Source organism: Rhodococcus sp. 27YEA6 (assembly GCF_044908235.1).
GTDB lineage: Bacteria > Actinomycetota > Actinomycetes > Mycobacteriales > Mycobacteriaceae > Rhodococcus_F > Rhodococcus_F qingshengii.
The window spans coordinates 224,851-247,099 of record NZ_JBIYCY010000001.1 but is presented as its reverse complement, the minus strand read 5'-3'; the positions used below and the strand labels follow the sequence as shown (position 1 = coordinate 247,099).

General features: G+C 62.5%; 16 protein-coding genes. 10 read left to right on the top strand and 6 right to left on the bottom strand.

What is annotated here, in order from left to right; genetic code table 11:
• Window positions 1–161: 161 nt before the first annotated feature.
• Window positions 162–740: a GNAT family N-acetyltransferase gene (locus ABH939_RS01235; RefSeq protein ID WP_081558444.1), complete on the top strand. Its 579-nt coding sequence runs from the start codon at window positions 162–164 to the stop codon at window positions 738–740.
• Here the strand turns inward: ABH939_RS01235 and ABH939_RS01230 are convergent.
• The 6 genes from ABH939_RS01230 to ABH939_RS01205 form a co-directional block, all read right to left on the bottom strand.
• A complete protein-coding gene (locus tag ABH939_RS01230; protein ID WP_064687730.1) occupies window positions 731–1,237 on the bottom strand; it encodes a ClbS/DfsB family four-helix bundle protein in 507 nt (168 codons plus the stop codon). The genes ABH939_RS01235 and ABH939_RS01230 overlap by 10 nt on opposite strands.
• A gap of 87 nt (window positions 1,238–1,324) precedes the next feature.
• A complete protein-coding gene (locus ABH939_RS01225; RefSeq protein ID WP_042448442.1) occupies window positions 1,325–2,260 on the bottom strand; it encodes an alpha/beta fold hydrolase in 936 nt (311 codons plus the stop codon).
• 32 nt (window positions 2,261–2,292) lie between these two features.
• The gene (locus ABH939_RS01220) at window positions 2,293–3,372 is read right to left on the bottom strand and encodes a dipeptidase (protein WP_007732718.1); all 1,080 of its coding nucleotides are present in this window, start codon (window positions 3,370–3,372) and stop codon (window positions 2,293–2,295) included.
• Between the two features lie 97 nt (window positions 3,373–3,469).
• Complete coding sequence (locus tag ABH939_RS01215) at window positions 3,470–4,864, bottom strand: serine hydrolase (protein WP_230587599.1); 1,395 nt, start codon at window positions 4,862–4,864, stop codon at window positions 3,470–3,472.
• A 217-nt stretch (window positions 4,865–5,081) separates the two neighbouring features.
• The gene (gene hutC / locus ABH939_RS01210) at window positions 5,082–5,837 is read right to left on the bottom strand and encodes a histidine utilization repressor (protein ID WP_024487384.1); all 756 of its coding nucleotides are present in this window, start codon (window positions 5,835–5,837) and stop codon (window positions 5,082–5,084) included.
• 109 nt (window positions 5,838–5,946) lie between these two features.
• On the bottom strand, window positions 5,947–10,593 hold the full coding sequence (locus ABH939_RS01205; RefSeq protein WP_404649207.1) for an NAD-glutamate dehydrogenase: 4,647 nt from the start codon (window positions 10,591–10,593) through the stop codon (window positions 5,947–5,949).
• 234 nt (window positions 10,594–10,827) lie between these two features.
• On the opposite strand from ABH939_RS01205, the gene ABH939_RS01200 reads away from it, so the two are divergent.
• The 9 genes from ABH939_RS01200 (at window position 10,828) to hutU (ending at window position 22,246) form a co-directional block, all read left to right on the top strand.
• On the top strand, window positions 10,828–11,997 hold the full coding sequence (locus ABH939_RS01200) for an acyl-CoA dehydrogenase family protein (protein WP_007732726.1): 1,170 nt from the start codon (window positions 10,828–10,830) through the stop codon (window positions 11,995–11,997).
• Window positions 11,998–12,008: 11 nt separating this feature from the next.
• Complete coding sequence (locus tag ABH939_RS01195) at window positions 12,009–13,151, top strand: CaiB/BaiF CoA transferase family protein (RefSeq protein ID WP_404649206.1); 1,143 nt, start codon at window positions 12,009–12,011, stop codon at window positions 13,149–13,151.
• Window positions 13,152–13,188: 37 nt separating this feature from the next.
• A complete protein-coding gene (locus ABH939_RS01190) occupies window positions 13,189–13,851 on the top strand; it encodes an IclR family transcriptional regulator (RefSeq protein ID WP_030536970.1) in 663 nt (220 codons plus the stop codon).
• Window positions 13,852–13,970: 119 nt separating this feature from the next.
• A complete protein-coding gene (locus ABH939_RS01185; RefSeq protein WP_007732728.1) occupies window positions 13,971–14,762 on the top strand; it encodes an IclR family transcriptional regulator in 792 nt (263 codons plus the stop codon).
• 108 nt (window positions 14,763–14,870) lie between these two features.
• Window positions 14,871–16,439 (top strand): histidine ammonia-lyase, encoded by a 1,569-nt coding sequence (hutH, locus tag ABH939_RS01180; RefSeq protein WP_007732730.1) that lies wholly within the window; start codon window positions 14,871–14,873, stop codon window positions 16,437–16,439.
• On the top strand, window positions 16,436–17,509 hold the full coding sequence (locus tag ABH939_RS01175) for a histidinol-phosphate transaminase (protein WP_404649205.1): 1,074 nt from the start codon (window positions 16,436–16,438) through the stop codon (window positions 17,507–17,509). Before hutH ends, ABH939_RS01175 begins: the two co-directional genes overlap by 4 nt.
• 16 nt (window positions 17,510–17,525) lie before the next feature.
• The gene (locus tag ABH939_RS01170) at window positions 17,526–18,890 is read left to right on the top strand and encodes an FAD-binding oxidoreductase (protein WP_054187470.1); all 1,365 of its coding nucleotides are present in this window, start codon (window positions 17,526–17,528) and stop codon (window positions 18,888–18,890) included.
• A gap of 203 nt (window positions 18,891–19,093) precedes the next feature.
• Window positions 19,094–20,530, top strand: coding sequence for a cytosine permease (locus tag ABH939_RS01165; RefSeq protein ID WP_003940251.1), 1,437 nt, complete (start codon window positions 19,094–19,096; stop codon window positions 20,528–20,530).
• 42 nt (window positions 20,531–20,572) lie between these two features.
• On the top strand, window positions 20,573–22,246 hold the full coding sequence (hutU, locus tag ABH939_RS01160) for a urocanate hydratase (protein ID WP_007732742.1): 1,674 nt from the start codon (window positions 20,573–20,575) through the stop codon (window positions 22,244–22,246).
• Window positions 22,247–22,249 lie beyond the last annotated feature (3 nt).

Sequence of the window (22,249 nt, the reverse complement as noted above, 5' to 3'; positions counted from 1 at the left end):
GACAGCTCGGCGATTACCCGATCACTACCAGTCAACGCAGGATCGACAGCCGCGTCCAACTTTCTTGAATGAACTCACAAGTACGTGACCACGGCCCGCGCACCTGCTACACCGCCGAAATCGAGTGGCGACAGAAGACCTCACTGTGCTGAAGTGGCACTATGCAGAATTCTGTTCGACCGCTGTCCATCGACGACCTCGACCGTGCCGCCGAGGTTCTCGGCGAGGCGTTTGCCGACTACCCCTGGACGAACTGGTGCGTCGCCGAGGACGCCCACGTGGAACGCGTCGCGACTCTGCAACGGATCTATCTCGAACACCTGGCACTACCGTTCGGGCGTTCCTACATCGACGATTCCGTCAACGGCGTCATCGCAGTCCTGCCGCCGGACGCTCCAGAGCCTGATGAAGCGACCGTCGAGAAGATCGTCGAACTGCACGGAGATCGGTTCGAGCGCGTTCTTCAGGCTGACGAACAACTGTCTGCGCTTCCCGTCCCCGACAACGCGTGGTCGTTGGCAACGATCGGTACGACGCCGCGCTCACGCGGAACCGGATTGGGTTCTGCGCTACTGAAACATGCTTTGGCGGAACTGGATCGAACCGAACAGAATTGCTGGCTCGATACGTCGACCGAACGAAATCTACCGCTGTACCAACGGTTCGGTTTCACGATCGTCGGCCAGACCTCGCTCCCCGACGGACCGGACGTATGGCGGATGCATCGACTTCAGGGCTGATTGTTCGACTTCAGCACTCGCCGAATCATTTTCGACAACGACGCGTATTGGGTGATCGTGTTGACGGCGATCCACCTCGAGACCGGCCACGTCCGGGTCCACGAGAAAACCCCGACCGACAGCAGTTGATCATCGTCAAGGGTCTCGATGTAGTTGCGCAACATCGCAACAGCAGCTCCCAAGCGGTCACGAAGCTCCTGAGCCGGAATGTCGATGCTCGCGTCGACAACCGACTGGTTCAGTGCGGGTGTTTGCGTCCACTTGTAACCCGCCGCCGGCGTCTGCGGAGCCTCGTCTCGCAGCCCGGCACCTATCCACTCTGCGACGGCCTCTGCCCACCAGACACGCACAGCGAGTGCGTCGTGCACCGTCCACGCGTCGACGGCAACGGCGTCGAACGCATCGGCCTCGGCGACGCCGTCGAGTAACGCTTCGAGTTTCGAATACGCCGAGTCCAGCTCGCTCACCAGTTCTTCGCGTGACCAGGTCTGCGCCACAATGCCTCCGAACGATCAGTGGAGAAGAAAGAAGCGGGACCATCTCGACTCGATGGCCCCGCCTCCAACTTTAACGTCCTCCCGGATTCAGTTCAGCTCACCCAAGAACCTTCCGAGGTTCTCGGCGATTTCCTTCGACCTGGTGTGGTGCAGGTAGTGGTCTCCGTCCAGCAAGATCACCTCTCCGTGATCGACGGAGGCTGCCTGCCCCTCGTGCAGCTCTGTCCAGCCCTGAACTTCTGAATTGTTCACGGCGAACAACAGAATCGGAAGATCGGCTGGGAACGTCTTGCCGATTGCTTCAGCAAAGTTACTCGAAAGATGATCCATCTCGTTGAGATAGGTATCGCTGAAGTTGTTCTTCGCAGTCAACTGTCGCATCTCGTCCTTTGCGGCGGGATCGAGGTACTCGTCCGAGGCTTCACCACCGACGACCTTGGACAGCAATTCCGCCAAGCCCAATTGCCTTCCAACTCGGAGTGCGTCGATCGGGAATTTGGTATCCATGTTCGGCTGCCCTGGAACACTGCTGTCGATACCCACGAATGCGGTGACCTCGTCACGGTACTTCGCGGTGTAGTCCAGCGCATAGAGACCAGTGATCGAGTGCCCCATGAGGATGTATTCGTCAATTCCCAGCGACTGTACTGCCGTATGAATCTCTTCGACGATGTTCGCAGTCGTGCGGTCCTTGTCCGTTCCATCACTGTAGCCGTAACCGAAGGGCTCGATCGTGACGACGCGGTAGTCAGGTGCGAGCTCGTTGACAAGCGGTGTGAAGTCGAGAATCGGTGCGGACGTTCCGAACCCGGGTAACAGCACTATGGTCTGATCGCCATTGCCGCGGATCGAGTAGCTCATGTTCTTTCCGTCGACGGACACGAACTGGTTGCCCGTCTCCCCGGCCGGAACGCTCGCTTTGCTGGAGCCGACATTGAATACGAGCGCTATCGATACCAGCACAACCAGAACTACGGACACCGAAGCAACCACCTTCAGTGCAACGGTACGAATCTTCTTCATTCTCATCCTCATCTTCTCGGGCGTCGATACGGCTAGGAAAGGCTCGACATCGAGGCCGCACTGGTCTCGTCGAGCACACGCAACACGTTGTTGCCCATCAGCTTTGCCAAGTCCTCCGCGGACCAACCGCGTTCCGCCAGACGGTCTATCAACACCGCGAAACCGGATACGTCCTGCATACCGTCCGGAAAGTCGTCGAACCCATCGTAGTCACTGCCCAAACCGATGTGGTCGATGCCCGCGACGTCTCGGGCATGCTCGACGTGGTCGGCGAGATGGTCCACTGTCATCGCCGGTCGTGGGCCGACTCGCCCGCCTTTGAACCACTCGTTGTACTCGGCAGAAAGGAACATGGGTACAAAGGCGATCATGATGACCCCGCCGTTGTCCGCGAGCAGTCGCATGACGTCGTCGGGAACATTACGGGGGTGACCGCATAGCTGAGAGCACGACGAATGGCTGAAAATCACCGGCGCCGACGACGTCTCGATGGCATCTCTCATCGTTTCCACCGAGACGTGCGACAGGTCGACGAGTACGCCGAGCCGATTCATTTCGCGCACGATCTCGCGACCGAAGTCGGTCAGCCCGCCGTGTACTCGAGTGTCCGTCGCGGAGTCCGCCCACCCGGTGTTGTCGTTGTGCGTCAGCGTCATGTACCGAAGACCAAGGCGCGCCATCATTCTCAGGACACCGAGCGAGCTGCCGATGCTGTGACCGCCCTCCGCGCCCAACAAGGACGCGACCTTGCCCTCGCTCCAGATGCGACGCACGTCGTCACCTGTACGCGCGAATTCGAAAGTATCCGGATATCGCTCGATCATCCGGTACACGTAGTCGATCTGTTCGAGTGTGTACTGAACCGCCTCTGGCTCCGTCCTGTCACACGGGGTGTAAACCGACCAGAACTGCGCACCGACGCCGCCGCGACCGAGTTTGTCGATGTCGGTTTGGAAGATGGAATCCTTCTCGAGATTCTCCACCGAGTATGCGGCAGTTTCGCGAGCCGTCCAGGCCAGATCGTTGTGACCGTCGATGACCGGCGCAAGGCCGTAAGCATCCAGTGCCGCGGGGTGATTCACGTCCGGAAAAGGAGCGAGAGGTTTCATCATGAGTTTTCCTCGAAAAGTAGTGCGGGCAGGTCGAGGGCCCTCATCGCCTTCGACCTGCCCGAGATTTCATTCAGCGGAGAGAATCATCTCGCCGCGACTAGTCGGAAATCTTCTTGAAAAGCCTTGTCATGTAGAGATATTGCTCGCCATCGATCGTGAGATGAGCCATCTCACCCGAAGCGCTCTCGTTACTGATCGAGAACCGGGAGGCGGACAGAGGCACGACCTTGGTGGGCGGAGCCGGCGGCTCGCCGTCGATCTCGACCTTGGCGAAGTTCTGCACCTGGAATCCGCCGTCCTCGCCGCGCGTGAGTTCGATTCGCACGGTTGTCGATTCATAGGTTCCGAGAATGTGCGACAGGTCGATGTCTTCCGCATTCGGCTCGGACTTCGGCTCCGGCAGAACGAGATCGAGCTCCTGGGCGATCTCCTTCTCGATGTCGTGGGCCAGGGCGCCGCCGCCACGCGAGTTGGTCACCACGGCCATGGCGAGACCGAGCTCGGGGAAGGTGTGAAAACGAGTGATCTGGCCGATCGTCGCACCACCGTGCTGCGCGGACGTCACGCCACCCCAGTCGGACAGGATCCAGCCGAGACCCCAGGCCTGATCGACGCTCGAGACCGCGGTCAGGTCGAATTGCGGAGTGCGCATCAGGCGCGCGGATTCTTCGGACAGAATGCGTTCACCCGTCAATGCGAGTCCGTCACGCATGTGTGCAGCACCGAAGGTCAGGAGCGAGCTGACCGATCCGGTGATGATCCCGGCCGGACCGATACCGCGCGGAAGCAGCCACTGCTTGGTCGGAATCACCTTGTCCGGCGACGTCCGATCCGGGTTGGCCACGTGGCCGACGGCCGTGCGGAACAGCGGCGCGTCCTTGGCCTTGGTGATGATGTGCGTCAATCCGAGTGGCTTCCAGAGATATTCGACCAACGCCTCGTCCCACGTCATCTCACGAAGGACCTCGACGATGCGGCCGGCAACGGCAAAACCCGCGTTGCTGTAACTCAGATGCCCGCCGGGCTCGGTGACGCTGATCGCGGTCGCGAGTTCGTCTACGTACTTCTCGACGCAGTCGTCACCGTCACCGGTGTCGTTGAACAGGTCTCCGTCGATACCGCTTGTGTGCGTGAGCAACTGGCGGATCGTGATTTCCTTCGTGTTGGAAGGATCCGCGATCGTGAACTCCGGAAGCACCTCCACCACCAGGGTGTCCAGCGTCAGCTTGCCCTCGTCGACGAGCTGCATGATCAGCGTCGTCGTCCAGATCTTGCTCGCGGATCCGTACTGGAACAGGGTGTCTGCGTCGACGTCGACGCGCGTGTTCAGGCTCGTCACTCCGGTGGTGATGACACGGATGTCCGCCGCGCCGTCTTCGCCCAGCGCGATCACACCGACCTGCGCGCCCGGTACCGAATGCTTGGCTGCCAGTTCGTCGAGGCGTTCCTGCCACTTCGGGGCGACAAGTAGGTCCTTGGGCAAGTCGGTCACAGGTCGAACTCCTTCGATCATGGAAGCGAGCGGCGTAGACGGCGTTGCTGGGATCCGCTCAGGTCTCACTCGTCGGGAAGTGAGGTTGCGGAAGCAATAACCGTCCACCCATGATCTCAGTGTGCTCGCAGTCACGTCCTGGTCGATTGCACCGAAGTCGGCCCCGAAAATGGTGCAATCGGACGAGCGAGTGTTCAGGATTCGCCATTCGAAACGATCAGCGCTCGAAGGTTCCTTCCAAGCGATTGCGTGAACCCGGATGGATCAAGCGCGCCGCGCTGACCAATCCGTTAGCCGACCAGGTGCGGCGGCGAATCAGCAGGCACGGTTCCCCGCGATCGATGCGTAACAGCTCGCATTCGTCCGGGCTACCCAACACCGCTTCCACGACATGCTCGCCGCGAACCAGAGGCGCAACGTCACTCAAGTAGTTGTTGGGGGTGATCGCGGTGAAGTCCTGGCGCAGATAGTCGGGCGCCTCGTTCGGATTCACGAATCGGTCTTCCACCTGAATCGGAGTTTCGTCCTCGAAGTGCACCATCAGCGAATGGAACACCCGTTTGCCCACCGATTCACGAAGGAACGTCTGCCCGTGGTCGGTTTCTTCCTCACGAACGAAGACGACCTCGGTTCGATGACGGTGGCCGCGGCGCTGAATCTCGTCGGCGATGTTCTTGACTTCGAACAGCGGGGACGCGGTCTTCGTGGCGGCGACAAAAGTACCGACCCCCATCATCCGCACGATCAGACCGTCGCTGGTGAGTTCGCGAAGCGCTCGATTAATCGTCATTCGTGACAACCCCAGCGCACTGACCAGTTGATTCTCCGAAGGCAGCTGATCGCCTTCGGTCCACCGACCCGAGTTGATCTGCGAGACCACGAGGTTCTTGACCCGTTCGTAGGCAGGGGCGGACTCGCCGCCTGCCTCGTTGAACAGCACGGCGAGTTCTGCGTCCACTTCGGCAATCGCCATCGCCACCACCCGTTCGTCGAAAACCACCGAGTCGGTTCTCCCGTTCGGCCTCCGAAGTCTATCCGCCTCGTGCACCTTTCCGATCCATCCGCGAGCGTCCGCGCCGGACCTAACCCACCATGCGCCGCAATTGGCTCGTCGCAACCGAAAGCGCAGCAAGATCGTGTTGCCCGGACGCCTCGATCTCTGCGAGCGCGAGAGTGGACCTCTCGATTCTCGACGCATTCCTTTCTTCCCACCTCGAGAGTTTTTCCGCTGTCGTGTCACCCGCTTCCGCGTCGGCCAAGACGTCGAGGGTCAGGGCCCGCACCGTCGAGTACAACTCGTCCCGCAACGACAACCTCGCCAACGCGTTCCATTTTCCGTCCTTGCTCAATGCCGACACTCGATTGAGCATCGGGACGAGCCCAACATGCTCACCGAGCCGGAAATAGAGTTCGCCGGTCTCCGAGATCGTCCGATCGGCAAGGTCCGCGATCTCCACCACGTCGAGCAGTCCGAACTGATCGAGCAATATCTCCACTCGCCTGACCAGGTTCTCCGGCGCGCCCTTGTCCGTGATGAGGACCGTTCGCGCAGCCAGGTTCCGCTGATCTGCGCCTACCAGCCAGCCATCGAGCTCTGCCGACGCCTCCGCGAGGCGATCACCGAATCTGCTGATCTCGGCCCCGACGGCCAGCGGTTGCGGACGACGTGTCAGCATCCACCGTGACGCCCGGTCGAGCAGTCGCCTGGTGAGCAGGATCAACTCGTCGGATACGGCGGTCGAGATCAAGGCTTCGCTGATGTCGTGCCACAACTTCCACAGTCCGAACACCTCGGAAACCACGGTGAAGGCACGTACCGCGTCTTCCGGATCAGCGCCGACCTCTTCACCGAGCCGATATGCATAGGTGATGCCGCCCCGATCGATGACGTTGTTCGTCAGCACGGTCGCGACGATCTCGCGCCGCAGTGGGTGCCGGTCGAGGGCGTCGCCCCCTGCAACTCGAACGCCCTCCGGAAAGTAGTTCACCAGCGCCTTGCGGTAGATCTGGTTGTCGATCGAGCTTCCCGCCAACAGCGTGGATTTCAGATCGAGCTTGACGTGGGCCATCAGTGTGGCGAGTTCCGGCGACGTCAGCCCCGTTCCCGACTTCTCGGCCGCGGCGAACTGCTTCTTGGTCGGAAACCCTTCGATGACACGGTCGACGATCCCGCGCGATTCGAGGTTGGAAATCACTCTGCCGTGCACACCGATCATCGCCCCCGCATCCGCCCGCGTGGTACCCATCAGTTCGTTCTGCGAACGGTTGTCTGCGAGAACGAGTTCTGCGACCTGGTCGGTCAGCGATTCGAGTAGTGCGTCACGACGTGAGTCCGTGACGACGCCTGAGCTGATCAGGGAGTCGAGAAGGATTTTGATGTTCACCTCGTGGTCGGAACAATCGACTCCGGCCGAATTGTCGAGGGCGTCTGTGTTGATCCGTCCACCGCCGCGTGCGTATTCGATCCGTCCGGCCTGGGTGAGGCCGAGATTGCCTCCTTCACCGATCACTCGGGCACGCACTTCGTTGCCGTTCACCCGAACGGCGTCGTTGCTCTTGTCGCCGACTTCGAGGTCGGACTCACCGGAGGCCTTGACGTACGTTCCGATGCCGCCGTTCCACAACAGATCTGCCGGGGACCGCAAAATCGCCCGAACCAGTTGCGGTGGAGTCAGTTCGGTGACGTCGTCCTCGAGGCCCAGCGCCTCTCGTATCTCGTCACTGATCGGAACGCGCTTCGCCGAGCGTTCCCACACTCCGCCGCCGGCACTGATCAAGGTCGGGTCGTAGTCGGCCCACGAGGATCGGGGGAGCGCAAAGAGACGTGATCGCTCGTCGTACGAGCGCTCAGGCGACGGGTTCGGATCGACGAACACGTGCCGATGATCGAACGCCGCGATCAGGCGAATGTGCTTGCTGCACAACATACCGTTGCCGAAGACGTCGCCACTCATGTCTCCGATCCCCACCGCGGTGAAGTCATCGTGCTGGGTATCGACGCCGAGCTCACGGAAGTGCCGCTTGACACTTTCCCAGGCGCCCTTCGCCGTGATACCCATGGCTTTGTGGTCGTAGCCGACCGACCCGCCGGACGCGAAGGCGTCGCCGAGCCAGAATCCGTACTCCGCGGCAACCTCGTTCGCGATGTCGGAGAACTTCGCAGTTCCCTTGTCCGCGGCGACAACAAGATACGTGTCGTCTCCGTCGTGGCGAACGACCCGCCGCGCCGCGACAACGGCCCCGCTCTGCTTGTCGACGTTGTCGGTCAGATCGAGTAGTCCGCGAATGAAGGATCGGTAGCAATCGATCCCGGCCGCCAACGCAGCTTCTCGGTCTGCGTCTGCGCCCAGCCCTGGAACCGGTGGGCGTTTGACGACAAATCCGCCCTTCGCTCCGACAGGCACGATGACTGCGTTCTTGACTGCCTGCGCCTTCACCAATCCCAGTACCTCGGTGCGAAAGTCCTCTTTCCGATCCGACCAGCGCAAGCCGCCGCGAGCCACCGTACCGAAACGAAGGTGCACACCTGCTACATCGGGTGAGTACACGAATATCTCGAACTTCGGTCGAGGGTAAGGCAATACGGACAGCTTCTCCGAATCGAACTTCAACGAGAGCGCGCCGAGCGATTCAGTGGGATACACGAAATAGTTGGTACGCAACGTGTTACGGACCAGTTCGGACAACGCGCGCAGGATCCGATCGGCGTCGAGCCCTTGCACCTGCGCCACGGCCGTTTCCACGTCCGCTGCTGCACGTGCACCTCGATCTCCGTCGACGACGTCAGGATCGAAACGGCTCTCGAACAATTCGCACAATCTGCCGGCGATCTCGGGATGATCGGCAAGTACCTCGGCGACGCGACCGGTGCTGTAAGGAAATCCCGCTTGCTGCAAGAACTCCGCGTACGCCCGCAGCACCACTACCTGTTTCCAGCCGAGTCCCGCGATCGCGACCAATTCGTTGAACGAGTCCGGCTCGGCGTCACCGTTTCGAACCGCGGCAAACGTCGCCCCGAATCGCGCAGCAAAGTTGTCGAAGCCTTCGACCGGAGCACTCGGGTAGTAGAGCGTGAACTCGTAGATCCTGGACTGTTCGGTTCCCACCGGTGCGATCTCGTACGGACGTTCGTCGACCACTTCGACGCCCAGGCTCTGCAATACGGGCAGCACCTCGCCCAGAGAGAGCGGATCACCCGAGACGTACAGCCCGAGACGGTGAGTACCCGGTCCGTCGACAGATCGGGCCAACCGTGGACTTACTTCTCCGGGCGCGAGGCCCTCGAACACCGCCATGTCCTCGGCGGCTCGGACAGCGTCGAAATCCTGCTTGTATGCCGCCGGAACTCGCTCGGCGAACCGAGCACGCCTGCGCCGCTCGTCGTAGTGCGAAGCATCCAGAACGAATCGTTCGTCCCACGTCAGGCACGCGTCGACGACGAGGTCCCGAATCTCCCGTGCTTGTCGCGCCGACGCGAAGTTCGCGCCGCCGCCGACTGTGGCCGTGAAATGTACGACGGCCAAGGGGGATTCCGAGACTCGACTGGAGAACTCGATATTGTGGGCACCGAGTGCGTCGGCGAGTACCGACTCGGCCGTTGTTCTGATCGTCGTACTGAATTTCTCGCGCGGAACGAAGAGCAAAGCCGACAACTCTTGATCTCGCCCTGTCGCCGGGGAACTTCCCACCGGTTGCAAGAACAGATGGATCGATGTGCGGCCGTCCACGGAAGTGAGTTCGTCCAGCGCGTCCGCGATTCGGGCCGGCTCGGCCGCCAGGAGCACTGTGACCGGAATCGACTGAATCACTGCCAGCATCGATTGTCCGACAAACGAATCGACGGTGGATCCTGAGGCCTCGAAGATGTCTGCGACGCGTCCTCGCACGAGCGGGGTTAGCCTGACGTCGGCGACGATACCGGTCGCGGTGAAGAACCCGACGAATCGGTACGCACGGTCGCCGACGGACACGTCGATCTCGGTGGCGTATTCGGATCCACCGAACCCTTGCCGGAGGTACACCACTGCAATCGCGAGGGGCGCCGCTTTCGAATCCGAAGAGCCGGTTGGATCGGGGAGCACGCCGATGGCGTACGGCTCGTCACTGTCGACAGTTCGCGCACCACCGATGACACTGAAGTTTCCGGCGCTGCACCACCGGAGAAAGTCAGCTTCTTCGGCGTAGCCGTTCGAGTCCAGTTGCTCGCGCGCCTCGTCGACGAGGTCCCGCAGGGGCACGGAATCGCGGAAGGCACGCGCGATACGGTCGAGGATTCCGGCGACGTCGTCCGCGATCACCTGCGCCTGCGCGTCCGAACAGTGTGCGGGTAGTCCTATGTGGATCCATGATTCGGTGCGCTCCCCGGCCCGGGCGTCTTCGGTGCTGTGCGCCGGTTGTACGGCTGTGCGAAGCACGGGGTGCACCACGAATTCAGGTTCCACGCGGGCACGGGCAAGTGTCGCCAAGACCGCTTCGACGAGCTGCGGCATGTCGTCGCCGACGTATTGAATCGCGGGGCCATCCCCTAACTCCCCGGCCGGCGCGAGTCGCGAGATCGACGAGTTGTGTCCTCGTCGACGCGAAAGGTCCATGTGCGCGGCGACAATCGCCAGCTTGCGGTCTTCGGCGAGCGCAGCGTATCGATCCGCCGACAAGCCCTCGAAATACGTACTGGACACCCTCCTCACATTCTCGGAGTCCGGTGTCGTGTCGACTGAAACGAGGCTCATGTCAGCACCTTCCGTCGAAAGCCACGCTGCTTCCGACTTGTAGTGGGTTCGATCCGCAATCAACTTGTCTATACAGGCTTAGACAAGTTGATCATTGCAGAACGTGAGCCGCGACACAACAACTTCACCCCTGGACAAATTCGCCACCCTCGGCCATAGTCAGTCCATGCCAACTAGTGGCAATTAGATTTCATTAGATGAAATTCGTAACTATTCCGCCTCGAAGGAGCCCCCGTGACTACCCAGACCGCGCCCGACACCGACAGCGTCGATCTCGCAGAGTTCCGCAGCACTGTCCGAGCCTTCGCCAACGCCGAGATCCACCCAGGAGCAGCCGCACGCGACGAGTCCAAGGAGTTCCCGGCGCAGCTGGTCAAGCGCCTCGGGCAGCAGGACCTCATGGGCATTTCCGTGCCCGAGGAATTCGGCGGGCTGGGTCTGTCGACACGAACCCAACTGGTCGCCATCGAAGAAGTTGCACGCACCGACGCCGCGCTGGCATCGATCTACACCGCCCACTACCTGGGCCTCGAGCCGATTCTCGTCGGCGGCTCCGAAGAGCAGAAGCATCGCTGGTTGCCCCAGCTCGCGTCGGGCGAACTACTGGCCGGCTTTGCACTCACAGAACCCGATGCCGGCTCCGACATCGCCTCGATGCGTACCGTCGCCCGACGCGAGGACGACGGCTGGCATCTCTCCGGATCGAAGACGTACATCTCCAACGCCAAGGAAGCCGACCTGGTCGTGCTCTTCGCCAAGACGGACCCGAGCGCAGGATTCCGAGGCATCACCGCCTTCGTCGTCCCCAAGGGAACTCCGGGAATCAGCTACTCGGAGCCGCAGGACAAGATGGGAATTCGTTCGGCCCCGACGTACACCGTCTACCTCGACGACGTCGTTCTGCCGCTCGACTCCGTGATCGGCACCGAAGGTCGCGGCGGCAACATTGCCTTGACCGCCCTGAACCGAGCACGCATCGACGTAGCGGCAATGGCAAACGGCATCGCTCTGCGCGCTTGGGAACTGGGACGCGAGTACGCAACGGAGCGAAAGCAGTTCGGCACGCCGATCTTCGACTTCCAGGCAATCCAGCTACTCCTCGGTGGCTGCGACGCGCAACTTGTCGCATCACGCGTCACCGCAGACTGGGCCGCCGACGTCAAGGACGCCGGTCAGGACATCCGCCGCGCCGCATCGATTTCGAAGTACGTCGCCACCGAAGCCTGCTTCTCGATCGTCGATCAAACCGTACAGATCCACGGTGGCGCAGGTTTCATGCGCGAATCGGAAATCGAACGCCTGTACCGCGATTGCCGCATTCTCCGCATCTTCGAGGGCACCTCGCAGATCCAGTTGCTCACCATTGCCGGCAATGCTCCGTCGCCGCGTTCCACCGAGTTCTGAAAGGCGCGGACATGACTGCACTTCCCCCACTCGACGGCATCCGGGTCATCGACCTCTCGCGCGTCCTTGCCGGACCCTACTGCACCGCACTGCTTTCCGACGCCGGTGCGGACGTCGTCAAGATCGAATCCGAACACGGTGAAGACTCTCGGCACCTCGGCCCGTTCCGCGACGGCGAGAGCATCTACTTCAACGTGCTCAATCGTGGCAAGCGTTCGGTGGCACTCAACCTCAAGAACGACGAGGACCGTGAGGCGCTGCTGACGCTCATCGAGACCGCCGACGTCGTCGTCGAAAACTTTCGCCCCGGCGTCACCAAGCGCCTGGGAATCGACTACGAGGCTGCGCGGGCTCGCAATCCGCGGATCGTGTACGCGTCCATCTCCGGTTTCGGACAGGACGGGCCCATGTCCGGAGCCGCCGCCTACGACCTTGTAGTCCAGGCTCTTTCGGGCATCATGAGCATCACCGGTTCGGAGGAATCCGGGCCGACACGGTTGGGTGAGTCGTTCGGAGACCTGGTCGCCGGGCTGTTCGCCGCCTGGGGAATCAGTACCGCCCTGCTGAGTGCACGGGCGAGCGGACTCGGGCAGCACCTTGACGTCGCGATGTTCGACAGCATGCTCGCCATGCTGCCGACAGCACACAGCCAACTGCAATCCACCGGGCTCACGCCCCCACGCGTCGGCAACCGTCATCCGGTGTCAACACCGTTCGACACCTACAAGGCCGACGACGGACTCTTCGTCCTCGCGGTTGCGAGCCAGTCGGGTTTCGAGAAGCTGGCGCAGACGATGAATCGCGTCGACCTGATCGCAGATCCTCGATTTGCCGACGACACCACCCGGACCGAGAACGAACCGGCACTGCGCAAGGAGATCGAAAACTGGGCTGCCGGAAAGACCGTCGCCGACGTGGTCGATATTCTCGGCGACGCGGGCCTCGCCGGCTCGGAAATCTGGGACGTCCAGCAGGCACTCACCTCCGCGCAGGCCGAGTATCGCGGAGTCGTCGAATCGTTCGAGCACCCGGTAGCAGGAAAAATCTCCTACGTACGACAACCCGTCGTGTTCGGTGATAGCCGACGCCCCGGTGTCCGCCGCAGTCCCCTGCTGGACGAGCACCACGGTGAGGTACTGCCGGGCTCGCGATAGATTCAGCGCAGACATCCCTCGGCACTTGGAGTAGGACATGGCCCCCGGCGACGTGACCCGCAGCGCGAATCGCACGTTCGAACTTCTCGGTGCGATCGTCGAGCACGGCGGGTTGACGCTCGGCGACGCCGCCAAGGCAACCGATCTGGCAACCAGTACCGCGCTTCGCCTGATCAGAAGCCTCGAACAAACCGAGTTCGTCGTCCGCGGCGAGGACAACGTCTATCGCGTCGGCCCGCGGCTACTTCAGATCGGGGCTCGCGCACTCGGTGACAATCAACTGTTGCCGAGAGCGCGGCCCGCGATGAAGGCCATCGCCGAAACCACGAGAGAGTCGACCTACCTGTCGACGAAGGGACCGAAAGACACTGCGCTGTATCTCGATCAGATCGAGGGCACGCACGCGATCCGCCACATGGGGTGGGTGGGCCAGAGCGTTCCCCTGGACGGCACCGCCGTCGGCGCAGCGTTGAGCGGCAAGGTAGGCGAGAGCGGGTACGCCATTGCGCACGACACCATCGAGGATCACTCGACCGGAGTTGCCGCGCCGATCTACAACGCGGTCGGTCAGATAGCCGGAGCGCTCAGCGTCGTGGGCCCGACCTTCCGTCTGACGGACGAGGTCTGCGCCAGCCACGGCCGCGTCTTGGTGGAGCACTGCGCCCGGTTGTCCGCGGAACTCGGCAACCAGACTCCCTGACCACCCCGAGCACTTGGCGATTCAGTCTCGTATCCGAGCACTTGGCGATTCAGTCTCGTATCCGAGACAATGTGGGTCCCCGCTCCCACCTCAGCCCTACCCGTAAGGACACACCCCATATGACGACGAGCCGCGTGAAATCTGCTGAGCGCGTGCTCGACGTGCTCGATCTCCTGGCCCGCCGGGGTGTGCCGCTGGCGACGGCAGAAATCTCCAGCGCCCTCGAGCTGCCGAAGAGTACGACGCATCACCTCCTCAATGTCATGCGGGATCGACGGTTCGTCTCGTACTGGGCTGATCAACGCGCCTGGACCCTGGGTGTCTCGGCGTTCGAAGTCGGTGCGTCGTACATGCGGTCCGGCCCACTTCACCGTGAGGGCCAACGATTCATGCTGGCACTCACTCAGTCGACCGACGAGACCTCCCATCTGGCGGTACTTCAGGGTTCTGACGTCATCTACCTCGACAAACGTGAACCTCTGAAGCCCGGCGTTCGGTTGGTGACCGAGATCGGGACCCGCCTTCCGGCGCATCTCACCGCAGTCGGGCGGGCGATTCTGAGCCGTCTGGATGCGGAACAGATCAGCGCGCTCTACGAGGGGTACACCTGGCCGACGCGGACCGGAACGGGTCCGTCGACGCTCGCCGAACTGCGAGAACTGCTCGCCGCAGCACGTGAGAGCGGATATGCGGTCGAAGAGAATGCGACGACATCCGGGATCAACTGCATCGCCAGCCCCGTGATCACACGGGACGGTCGTCCGGTCGCAGCTCTCGGCGTCACCTTCCTCTCCGGCTCCAAATCGGCCGAGGAGAGTGCCCTGATCGCCGACCGAGTGCGCGCCGTCAGCGCCGAGTTCTCCGCCGATCTCGGAGATCGAATGGTGGAGACCCCGACCGCAGACATGTAGCCAACTTCTCCGTTCCGTACTTTGCGGGCCTTGTTTCGTCTCATATTCAAGACTAGCGTCTCGTATACAAGACTTTGTTAGATAGCCACGCATCATCATTGGAGTCCCATGAACGCCACCCCTGCCACCCAGACAGCCACCCGAACCATCGAGGTCGGAATCGGCGCTGTCACCATCGCCGACGTCGTCGACGTCGCGCGCAACGGATACGGCGTTGCATTGACCGCGGAATCACTGGCCGCGATCGCCGAAAGTCGTGCACGCATCGAAGCGCTGGCCGCAGACCCCACACCGGTCTACGGAGTTTCCACCGGATTCGGCGCACTTGCCACCCGGCACATTCCAGCGCATCTGCGGACACAGTTGCAGCGCAGCCTGATCCGCTCACATGCGGCAGGTTCGGGACCGGAAGTCGAACGCGAAGTGATCCGGGCCTTGATGCTTCTGCGTCTGTCGACGCTCGCCACCGGGCGGACCGGAGTGCGCCCTGTAGTCGCACAGGCGTACGCCGACCTACTCACCGCAGGCATCACCCCGGTGGTGCACGAATACGGCAGCCTCGGATGCTCGGGAGATCTGGCACCACTGGCGCATGTGGCGATGGCAATCATCGGTGAAGGTTCCGTCCGCACCGCCGACGGTGAACTCACCGATGCGGCAACGGCATTGGCTGCCCATGGTCTCGAACCGGTGGTTCTGGCCGAGAAGGAAGGCCTCGCACTGATCAACGGTACCGACGGGATGCTCGGTCAACTGGCCCTTGCGATCACCGATCTCGATCATCTGCTCAAGTTGGCCGACATCGCTGCCGCCATGAGCGTCGAGGGCTTGCTCGGCACCGATCAAGTGTTCGCCGCCGATCTTCAGGCGCTTCGCCCCCACCCTGGACAGGGCGCGGCCGCCTCGAACATGGTGCGCTTGCTTGCCGATTCCCCGATCGTCGCCAGCCATGCGGGCCCTGACTGCACCAGAGTTCAGGACGCGTACTCACTGCGGTGCGCACCGCAGGTTGCCGGCGGCGCACGCGACACCGTCGATCACGCCCGACTGGTTGCCGGGCGCGAATTGGCCAGTGCTGTCGACAATCCCGTTGTCACTCTCGACGGACGGGTTCGGTCGAACGGTAACTTCCACGGAGCTCCCGTGGCCTACGTCTTGGACTTTCTCGCCATCGTGACCGCGGATGTCGCGGGTATCAGCGAACGCCGAACCGACCGCTTCCTCGACGTAGCACGCAATCACGGTCTGACCCCCTTCCTCGCCGACGACCCCGGTGTCGACAGCGGACTGATGATCGCGCAGTACACACAAGCTGCCATCGTGTCCGAACTCAAGCGACTCGCGAGCCCGGCCAGTGTCGATTCGATTCCCTCCTCGGCCATGCAGGAAGATCACGTCTCCATGGGATGGTCGGGTGCACGCAAGCTCCGCCGGTCCATCGACGGTCTCACCCGAGTTCTCGCGATCGAGATACTGACTGCAGCACGAGGAATCGATTTGCGCTCCCCACTCGAGCCCTCCCCCGCCACCGGAGCCGTCCTTCGGACCCTGCGCGAGAAGGTGCAGGGGCCGGGTACCGATCGCTTCCTGTCCCCCGAGATCGAGGCCGCGGTGGACTTGGCGGCATCGGGTGCACTTGTTGCGGCCGCGGAGAACGCGATCGGCGCCCTGGCATGAGCGCGCCCGGTGCGCTGAGGCCTCGCCCCCGACCCGAAATCGAAGCGCTTCCTCGATACTCCAAAGCAGCCGGCCTCGAGCAGGTTCGGTGGCGGGCGTCGAGCAACGAGTCGACGGTTGCACCCTCGGCGGCCATTCTCGAGGCCGTCAATCTCGCGGCCTCACACTCGCACTTGTATCCGTCGCTGTTCGGCGACACGCTGATCGCTCGGTTGAGCGACCGTCTGGACGTGGGCGACGACCAGGTATTGGTCGGCGCCGGGTCGTTGGCACTGCTCCAGCAGGTATTGACTGCGTACACGGGTCCGGGCACCGAGGTCGTCTACCCGTGGCGCAGCTACGAGGCGTACCCGATACTGATCGGAATCGCCGGGGCGAGCGGTGTCCCCGTCGCACTCGATTCCGAACATCGGCATGATCTGAGTGCAATGGCGGCAGCCGTGACGCCGCAGACCCGCGCAGTACTCGTCTGCAACCCCAACAATCCGACCGGAAGCGAGTTCTCGACCGCGGAGTTCGTCTCGTTCGCCCGCTCGATCCCGAGCGACGTCCTCATCCTTCTGGACGAGGCTTACCGGGAGTTCGCGACCAGCGACGTCGACGGCGTCGACCTGCTTCGAGCCTTTCCCAACATCGTCGTCTTCCGAACCTTCTCCAAGGCTTACGGATTGGCCGGACTTCGTGCCGGCTATGCCGTCACCAACTCGGCGATCGCAGCGGATCTTCGCAGCGCTGCACCGCCCTTCGGGCTCAGCGCCGTTGCCGAGGCCGCGGCCTGCGCGGCCCTGACCGATCCGGCACACACCGATTCGATAGTCGAAACGGTGACCGCGGGTCGTTCTCACCTACGTGAGCAATTGGCTCTGCGCGGCGTCGAGACGGTCCCGAGCGGTGCCAACTTCGTGTGGATCCCTCTCGGCAAGAGAGCTTCTGCACTCGAAGCGGCCTGCGTCGCGCAGGGTGTCTCGGTCCGGATGTTCCCCGGCGAGGGTGTGCGGGTGACCGTAGGTGAGCGGGCAGCAGAAGACGCCGTGATCGCCGCTGTGGATGCACTCGCACACAACCTTTGACCGACTGGAGAAAAGAATGTCCGTCCACGAACTTGCTCGGTCGATCGGTTCGAGTCGCCTGATCACCGACCCTGCGGTAATGGACTCGTACCGCCGTGACGAGGCCCATCTCGCCGAACCCGGCCATCCGGCGGCCGTCATGCTCGCCGAAACTGCGGCCGACATTTCCGAGGCGCTGAAATGGGCTACTGCTCACCGTGTCCCGGTGGTAACCCGCGGTGCGGGAACCGGTTTGGCGGGCGGCGGGGCAGCCGTCGAGGGCTGCCTGGTCATCTCGACCACTCGCATGCGCTCGATTCTCGAGGTCAATCCGGACGATCAACTCGCTGTCGTGGAAGCCGGGGTGATCAACGCCGACATCAGTCGAGCAGCAGACGAGTACGGGCTGATGTACGCCCCTGATCCGAGCAGTTTCGAGATCTCCACGATCGGCGGAAACATCGCCACCAACGCCGGTGGACTGCGTTGCGTGAAGTACGGCGTCACCCGCGATTCAGTCCTGGGTCTCGAGGTTGTGCTCGCCGACGGTCGGATCGTGCGGACAGGCCGAAGGACCGTCAAAGGTGTTGCGGGATACGACTTGACCAGTCTTCTCGTCGGTTCGGAGGGAACACTCGGAGTCGTCACGAGTGCCACGCTCAAGTTGCAGCCCAAGCCCAAGAGAGCACCGGTCACCGTCGTCGGCAGTTTCGATTCTCTCCGCTCCGCAGCGGACGCAGTTACCGCGGTCGTTCGCGACGGGATCGGACCGAGCCTGCTGGAGCTGATCGATCGAGCAACGCTGCGCGCAGTCGACGACTGGAAACGAATCGGGTTGGAAGACAACACCGCCGCGATGCTGATCGCACAGGCCGACGGGGTCGATGCCGACGCAGCAGCCGCGGCGATGCAGAAACACTTCGAGAGGGCGGGCGCAGATTTTGTCGCCGTCTCGCAGGACGCGGCAGAAGCCGCACAGCTACTCGAGATTCGCCGACTCGCCTATCCGGCTTCCGAACGACTCGGGCAATGTCTCGTGGAAGACGTCGGGGTCCCGCGGTCGAAACTGCCCGACATGCTCGAGAGTATCGACCGAGCCGCCGCCGAGCACATGGTCAAGATCATGACCGTCGCGCATGCTGGTGACGGCAACGTCCATCCGACCTTCGTCTTCGACCGCACTGCCGACGGCTCGGTCCCCGAAGCCGTGTGGACCGCCGCGGACGAGGTCTTCCGGCGTGCTCTCGAACTCGGCGGAACTCTGACCGGAGAGCACGGCGTCGGCGTTCTGAAGCGTCGCTGGCTCTCTCTCGAGCTCGGCGAGGACAGCATGCAACTGCACCGATCGATCAAGGCTGCCTTCGACCCGCTCGGAATCCTCAACCCGGGTAAGGGTTTCTGATTTCTCGCGCGGTGTTACACAGCATTTACGCGAAAACGGGTCCCGGGTATTGACGCCTGTATATACAGGCATATACATTTATCCGCAGTGACAGTGACCCAGCGCACAAAGCACAAGGCGCAAAGCACCAAGCACGAAGAAGGTGGGCAATACCCCGACGTCGATTCCGTCGCTCGACGGGCTCGCAGCAGAAAGACAGGCCTATGACTCACGATGGACCGGCCGAGGTCATCCTCACTCCGGAACGACGCACTATCGACGTCGTCCCGGATGCAGAACGACACGGCACCCCGCGCAGCCAGTTCACTCTCTGGTTCGGCGCCAACATGCAGATCACTGCAATCGTCGACGGCGCTCTCGCCGTCGTATTCGGCGCGGACGCCATCTGGGCGATCGTCGGACTTCTGATCGGCAACATCTTCGGTGGCGCTGTCATGGCGCTTCACTCCGCACAGGGCCCGCGTATGGGTCTCCCCCAGATGATCTCGAGTCGCGCCCAGTTCGGCGTCAAGGGAGCAGTCGTACCGCTTGTTCTCGTCATCCTGATGTACCTCGGCTTCGCTGCCACCGGCACCGTGTTGGCCGGACAGGCCGTCAACAAGATCCTGCACATCGACAGCCCCACCGTCGGCATCGTCGTCTTCGGTCTCCTCACCGCATTCGTCGCGGTCACCGGCTACAAGCTGATCCACATCGTCGGCAGGATCGCCACCGTCGTGGGCATCGTCGGATTCTCCTACCTGGCCGTTCGACTGTTCCTCGAGTACGACGTCGCCTCGTACGTCGGCATCAAGGGCTTCGACATAGTCACCTTCCTGCTCGCGATCTCGCTGGGTGCCGGTTGGCAGCTCACCTTCGGCCCGTACGTCGCCGACTACTCGCGTTACCTGCCGCGCAGCACTTCCGAGAGCACCACGTTCTGGTCGACGTTCCTCGGTAGTGTCATCGGATCGCAGTGGTCCATGACCTTCGGCGCTCTCGTCGCGGCCTGCGCCGGCGACGCGTTCCTGGGTAACCAGGTCGGCTTCATGGGAGATCTGGCCGGACCCGCTGCCATCGCCTTCCTGATCTACTTCGTCATCCTGGTCGGCAAGTTGACGGTGAACGTGCTCAACGCCTACGGCGGATTCATGTCGATCCTGACCACCGTCACCGCCTTCAACGGACAGTCGCGAATCTCGAGCACCGCGCGCACCCTCTACATCCTCGGTTTCACTGCGGTCTCGGTCTTGATCGCCATCGCCGCCAGCGCCGACTTCCTGGACAACTTCAAGAACTTCGTCCTGGTGTTGCTGATGGTGTTCACGCCGTGGAGTGCGATCAATCTGATCGACTACTACCTGATCTCCAAGGAACGCATCGACATTCCGGCGCTGTACGACGTCAACGGTCGATACGGAGCATGGAACTTCACCGCATTGGCTTGCTACGCCGCCGGCGTTCTCGCCCAGATCCCGTTCCTCGCCCAGAAGATGTACACCGGCCCTGTCACGGACATGCTCGGCGGCGCCGACATCTCGTGGCTGGTCGGCATCGTGTTCACCGGGCTGATCTATTACCCACTCGCCAAGCGCACGAGCAATCCCCCTTCGTCGATGATCTACCCCGATCACACCGCGATGACCGACTCTCGCGTCTGATCCCCCAACGTCTTTCGAACTTCAGCAAGCTAGGAGAACACAATGGAAATCAGCACCCCCGGCCACGAGCCGCGCCCCGTCCGTGCTCCCCGCGGCCCCGAGCTCACGACGCTCGGTTGGCAGCAGGAGGGTGCCCTGCGCATGCTCATGAACAACCTCGACCCCGATGTTGCCGAGCACCCGGACAGCCTCGTCGTCTACGGCGGAACCGGTCGCGCAGCGCGTAGTTGGGCTGCCTTCGACGCCATGGTCGCCACGCTGAAGACGCTGAAGAACGACGAGACCATGCTGGTGCAGTCCGGCAAGCCGGTCGGTGTCTTCCGCACCAACGAGTGGGCACCGCGAGTGCTGATCGCCAACTCCAACCTGGTCGGTGACTGGGCGAACTGGGAAGAGTTCCGCCGTCTCGAAGACCTCGGCCTGACCATGTACGGCCAGATGACCGCAGGCTCCTGGATTTACATCGGCACCCAGGGAATCCTGCAGGGTACGTACGAGACCTTCGGCGCCATCGCGAAGAAGCGCTACAACGGCTCACTCGCCGGAACGATCACCCTCACTGCGGGTCTCGGCGGCATGGGCGGCGCTCAGCCTCTCGCCGTCACTATGAACGACGGCGTCGCGATCTGCGTCGACTGCGACATCACCCGCATCGACCGTCGTATCGCCCACAAGTACCTCGACACCAAGGCAGACAGCATCGAGCACGCGCTCGAACTGGCGACCGCGGCACGCGATGCCAAGAAGCCGCTCTCCATCGGCCTCGAAGGCAATGCGGCAGAGATCTTCCCGGCGCTGCTGGAGATGAAGGCCCCCATCGACATCGTGACCGACCAGACCTCGGCGCACGATCCCCTCGCCTACCTGCCGATCGGCATCGACTTCGGCGACATGAAGACCATGTCGGAGAAGGATCCGCAGAAGTTCACCGAAGATTCCCGCAATGCGATGGCCGCACACGTCAAGGCCATGGTCGGATTCATGGACGCCGGCGCCGAGGTATTCGACTACGGCAACTCCATCCGCGACGAGGCCCGCAAGGCCGGCTACGACCGTGCATTCGACTTCCCCGGATTCGTTCCCGCCTACATCCGTCCGCTCTTCGAAGAAGGCCTCGGCCCCTTCCGCTGGGCGGCGCTCTCGGGTGATCCCAAGGACATCGAGGCCACCGACAAGGCCATCCTCGAACTCTTCCCCGAGAACGAGCACCTGCGCCGCTGGATCACCATGGCCGGCGAAAAGGTTGCCTTCGAAGGCCTTCCGGCTCGCATCTGCTGGCTCGGATACGGTGAGCGCCACCTCGCCGGCCTCAAGTTCAACGAGATGGTGGCCTCGGGCGAGCTCTCCGCACCGATCGCCATCGGCCGCGATCACCTCGACTCCGGATCGGTCGCCTCGCCGTACCGCGAAACCGAATCGATGATCGACGGGTCCGACGCGATCGCCGACTGGCCGCTGCTCAACGCCCTGGTCAACACCGCGTCCGGCGCTTCGTGGGTTTCACTCCACCAAGGCGGCGGCGTCGGTATGGGACGCTCCATCCACGCGGGACAGGTGTGCATCGCCGACGGCACCGAACTCGCAGCCAAGAAGCTCGAAGCAGTTCTCACCAACGATCCCGGGATGGGCGTCATCCGGCATGCGGATGCAGGATACGACCACGCCATCGACACGGCAGCCACCCGCGGCGTCCGCATCCCGATGACCGAGAACTGAAAC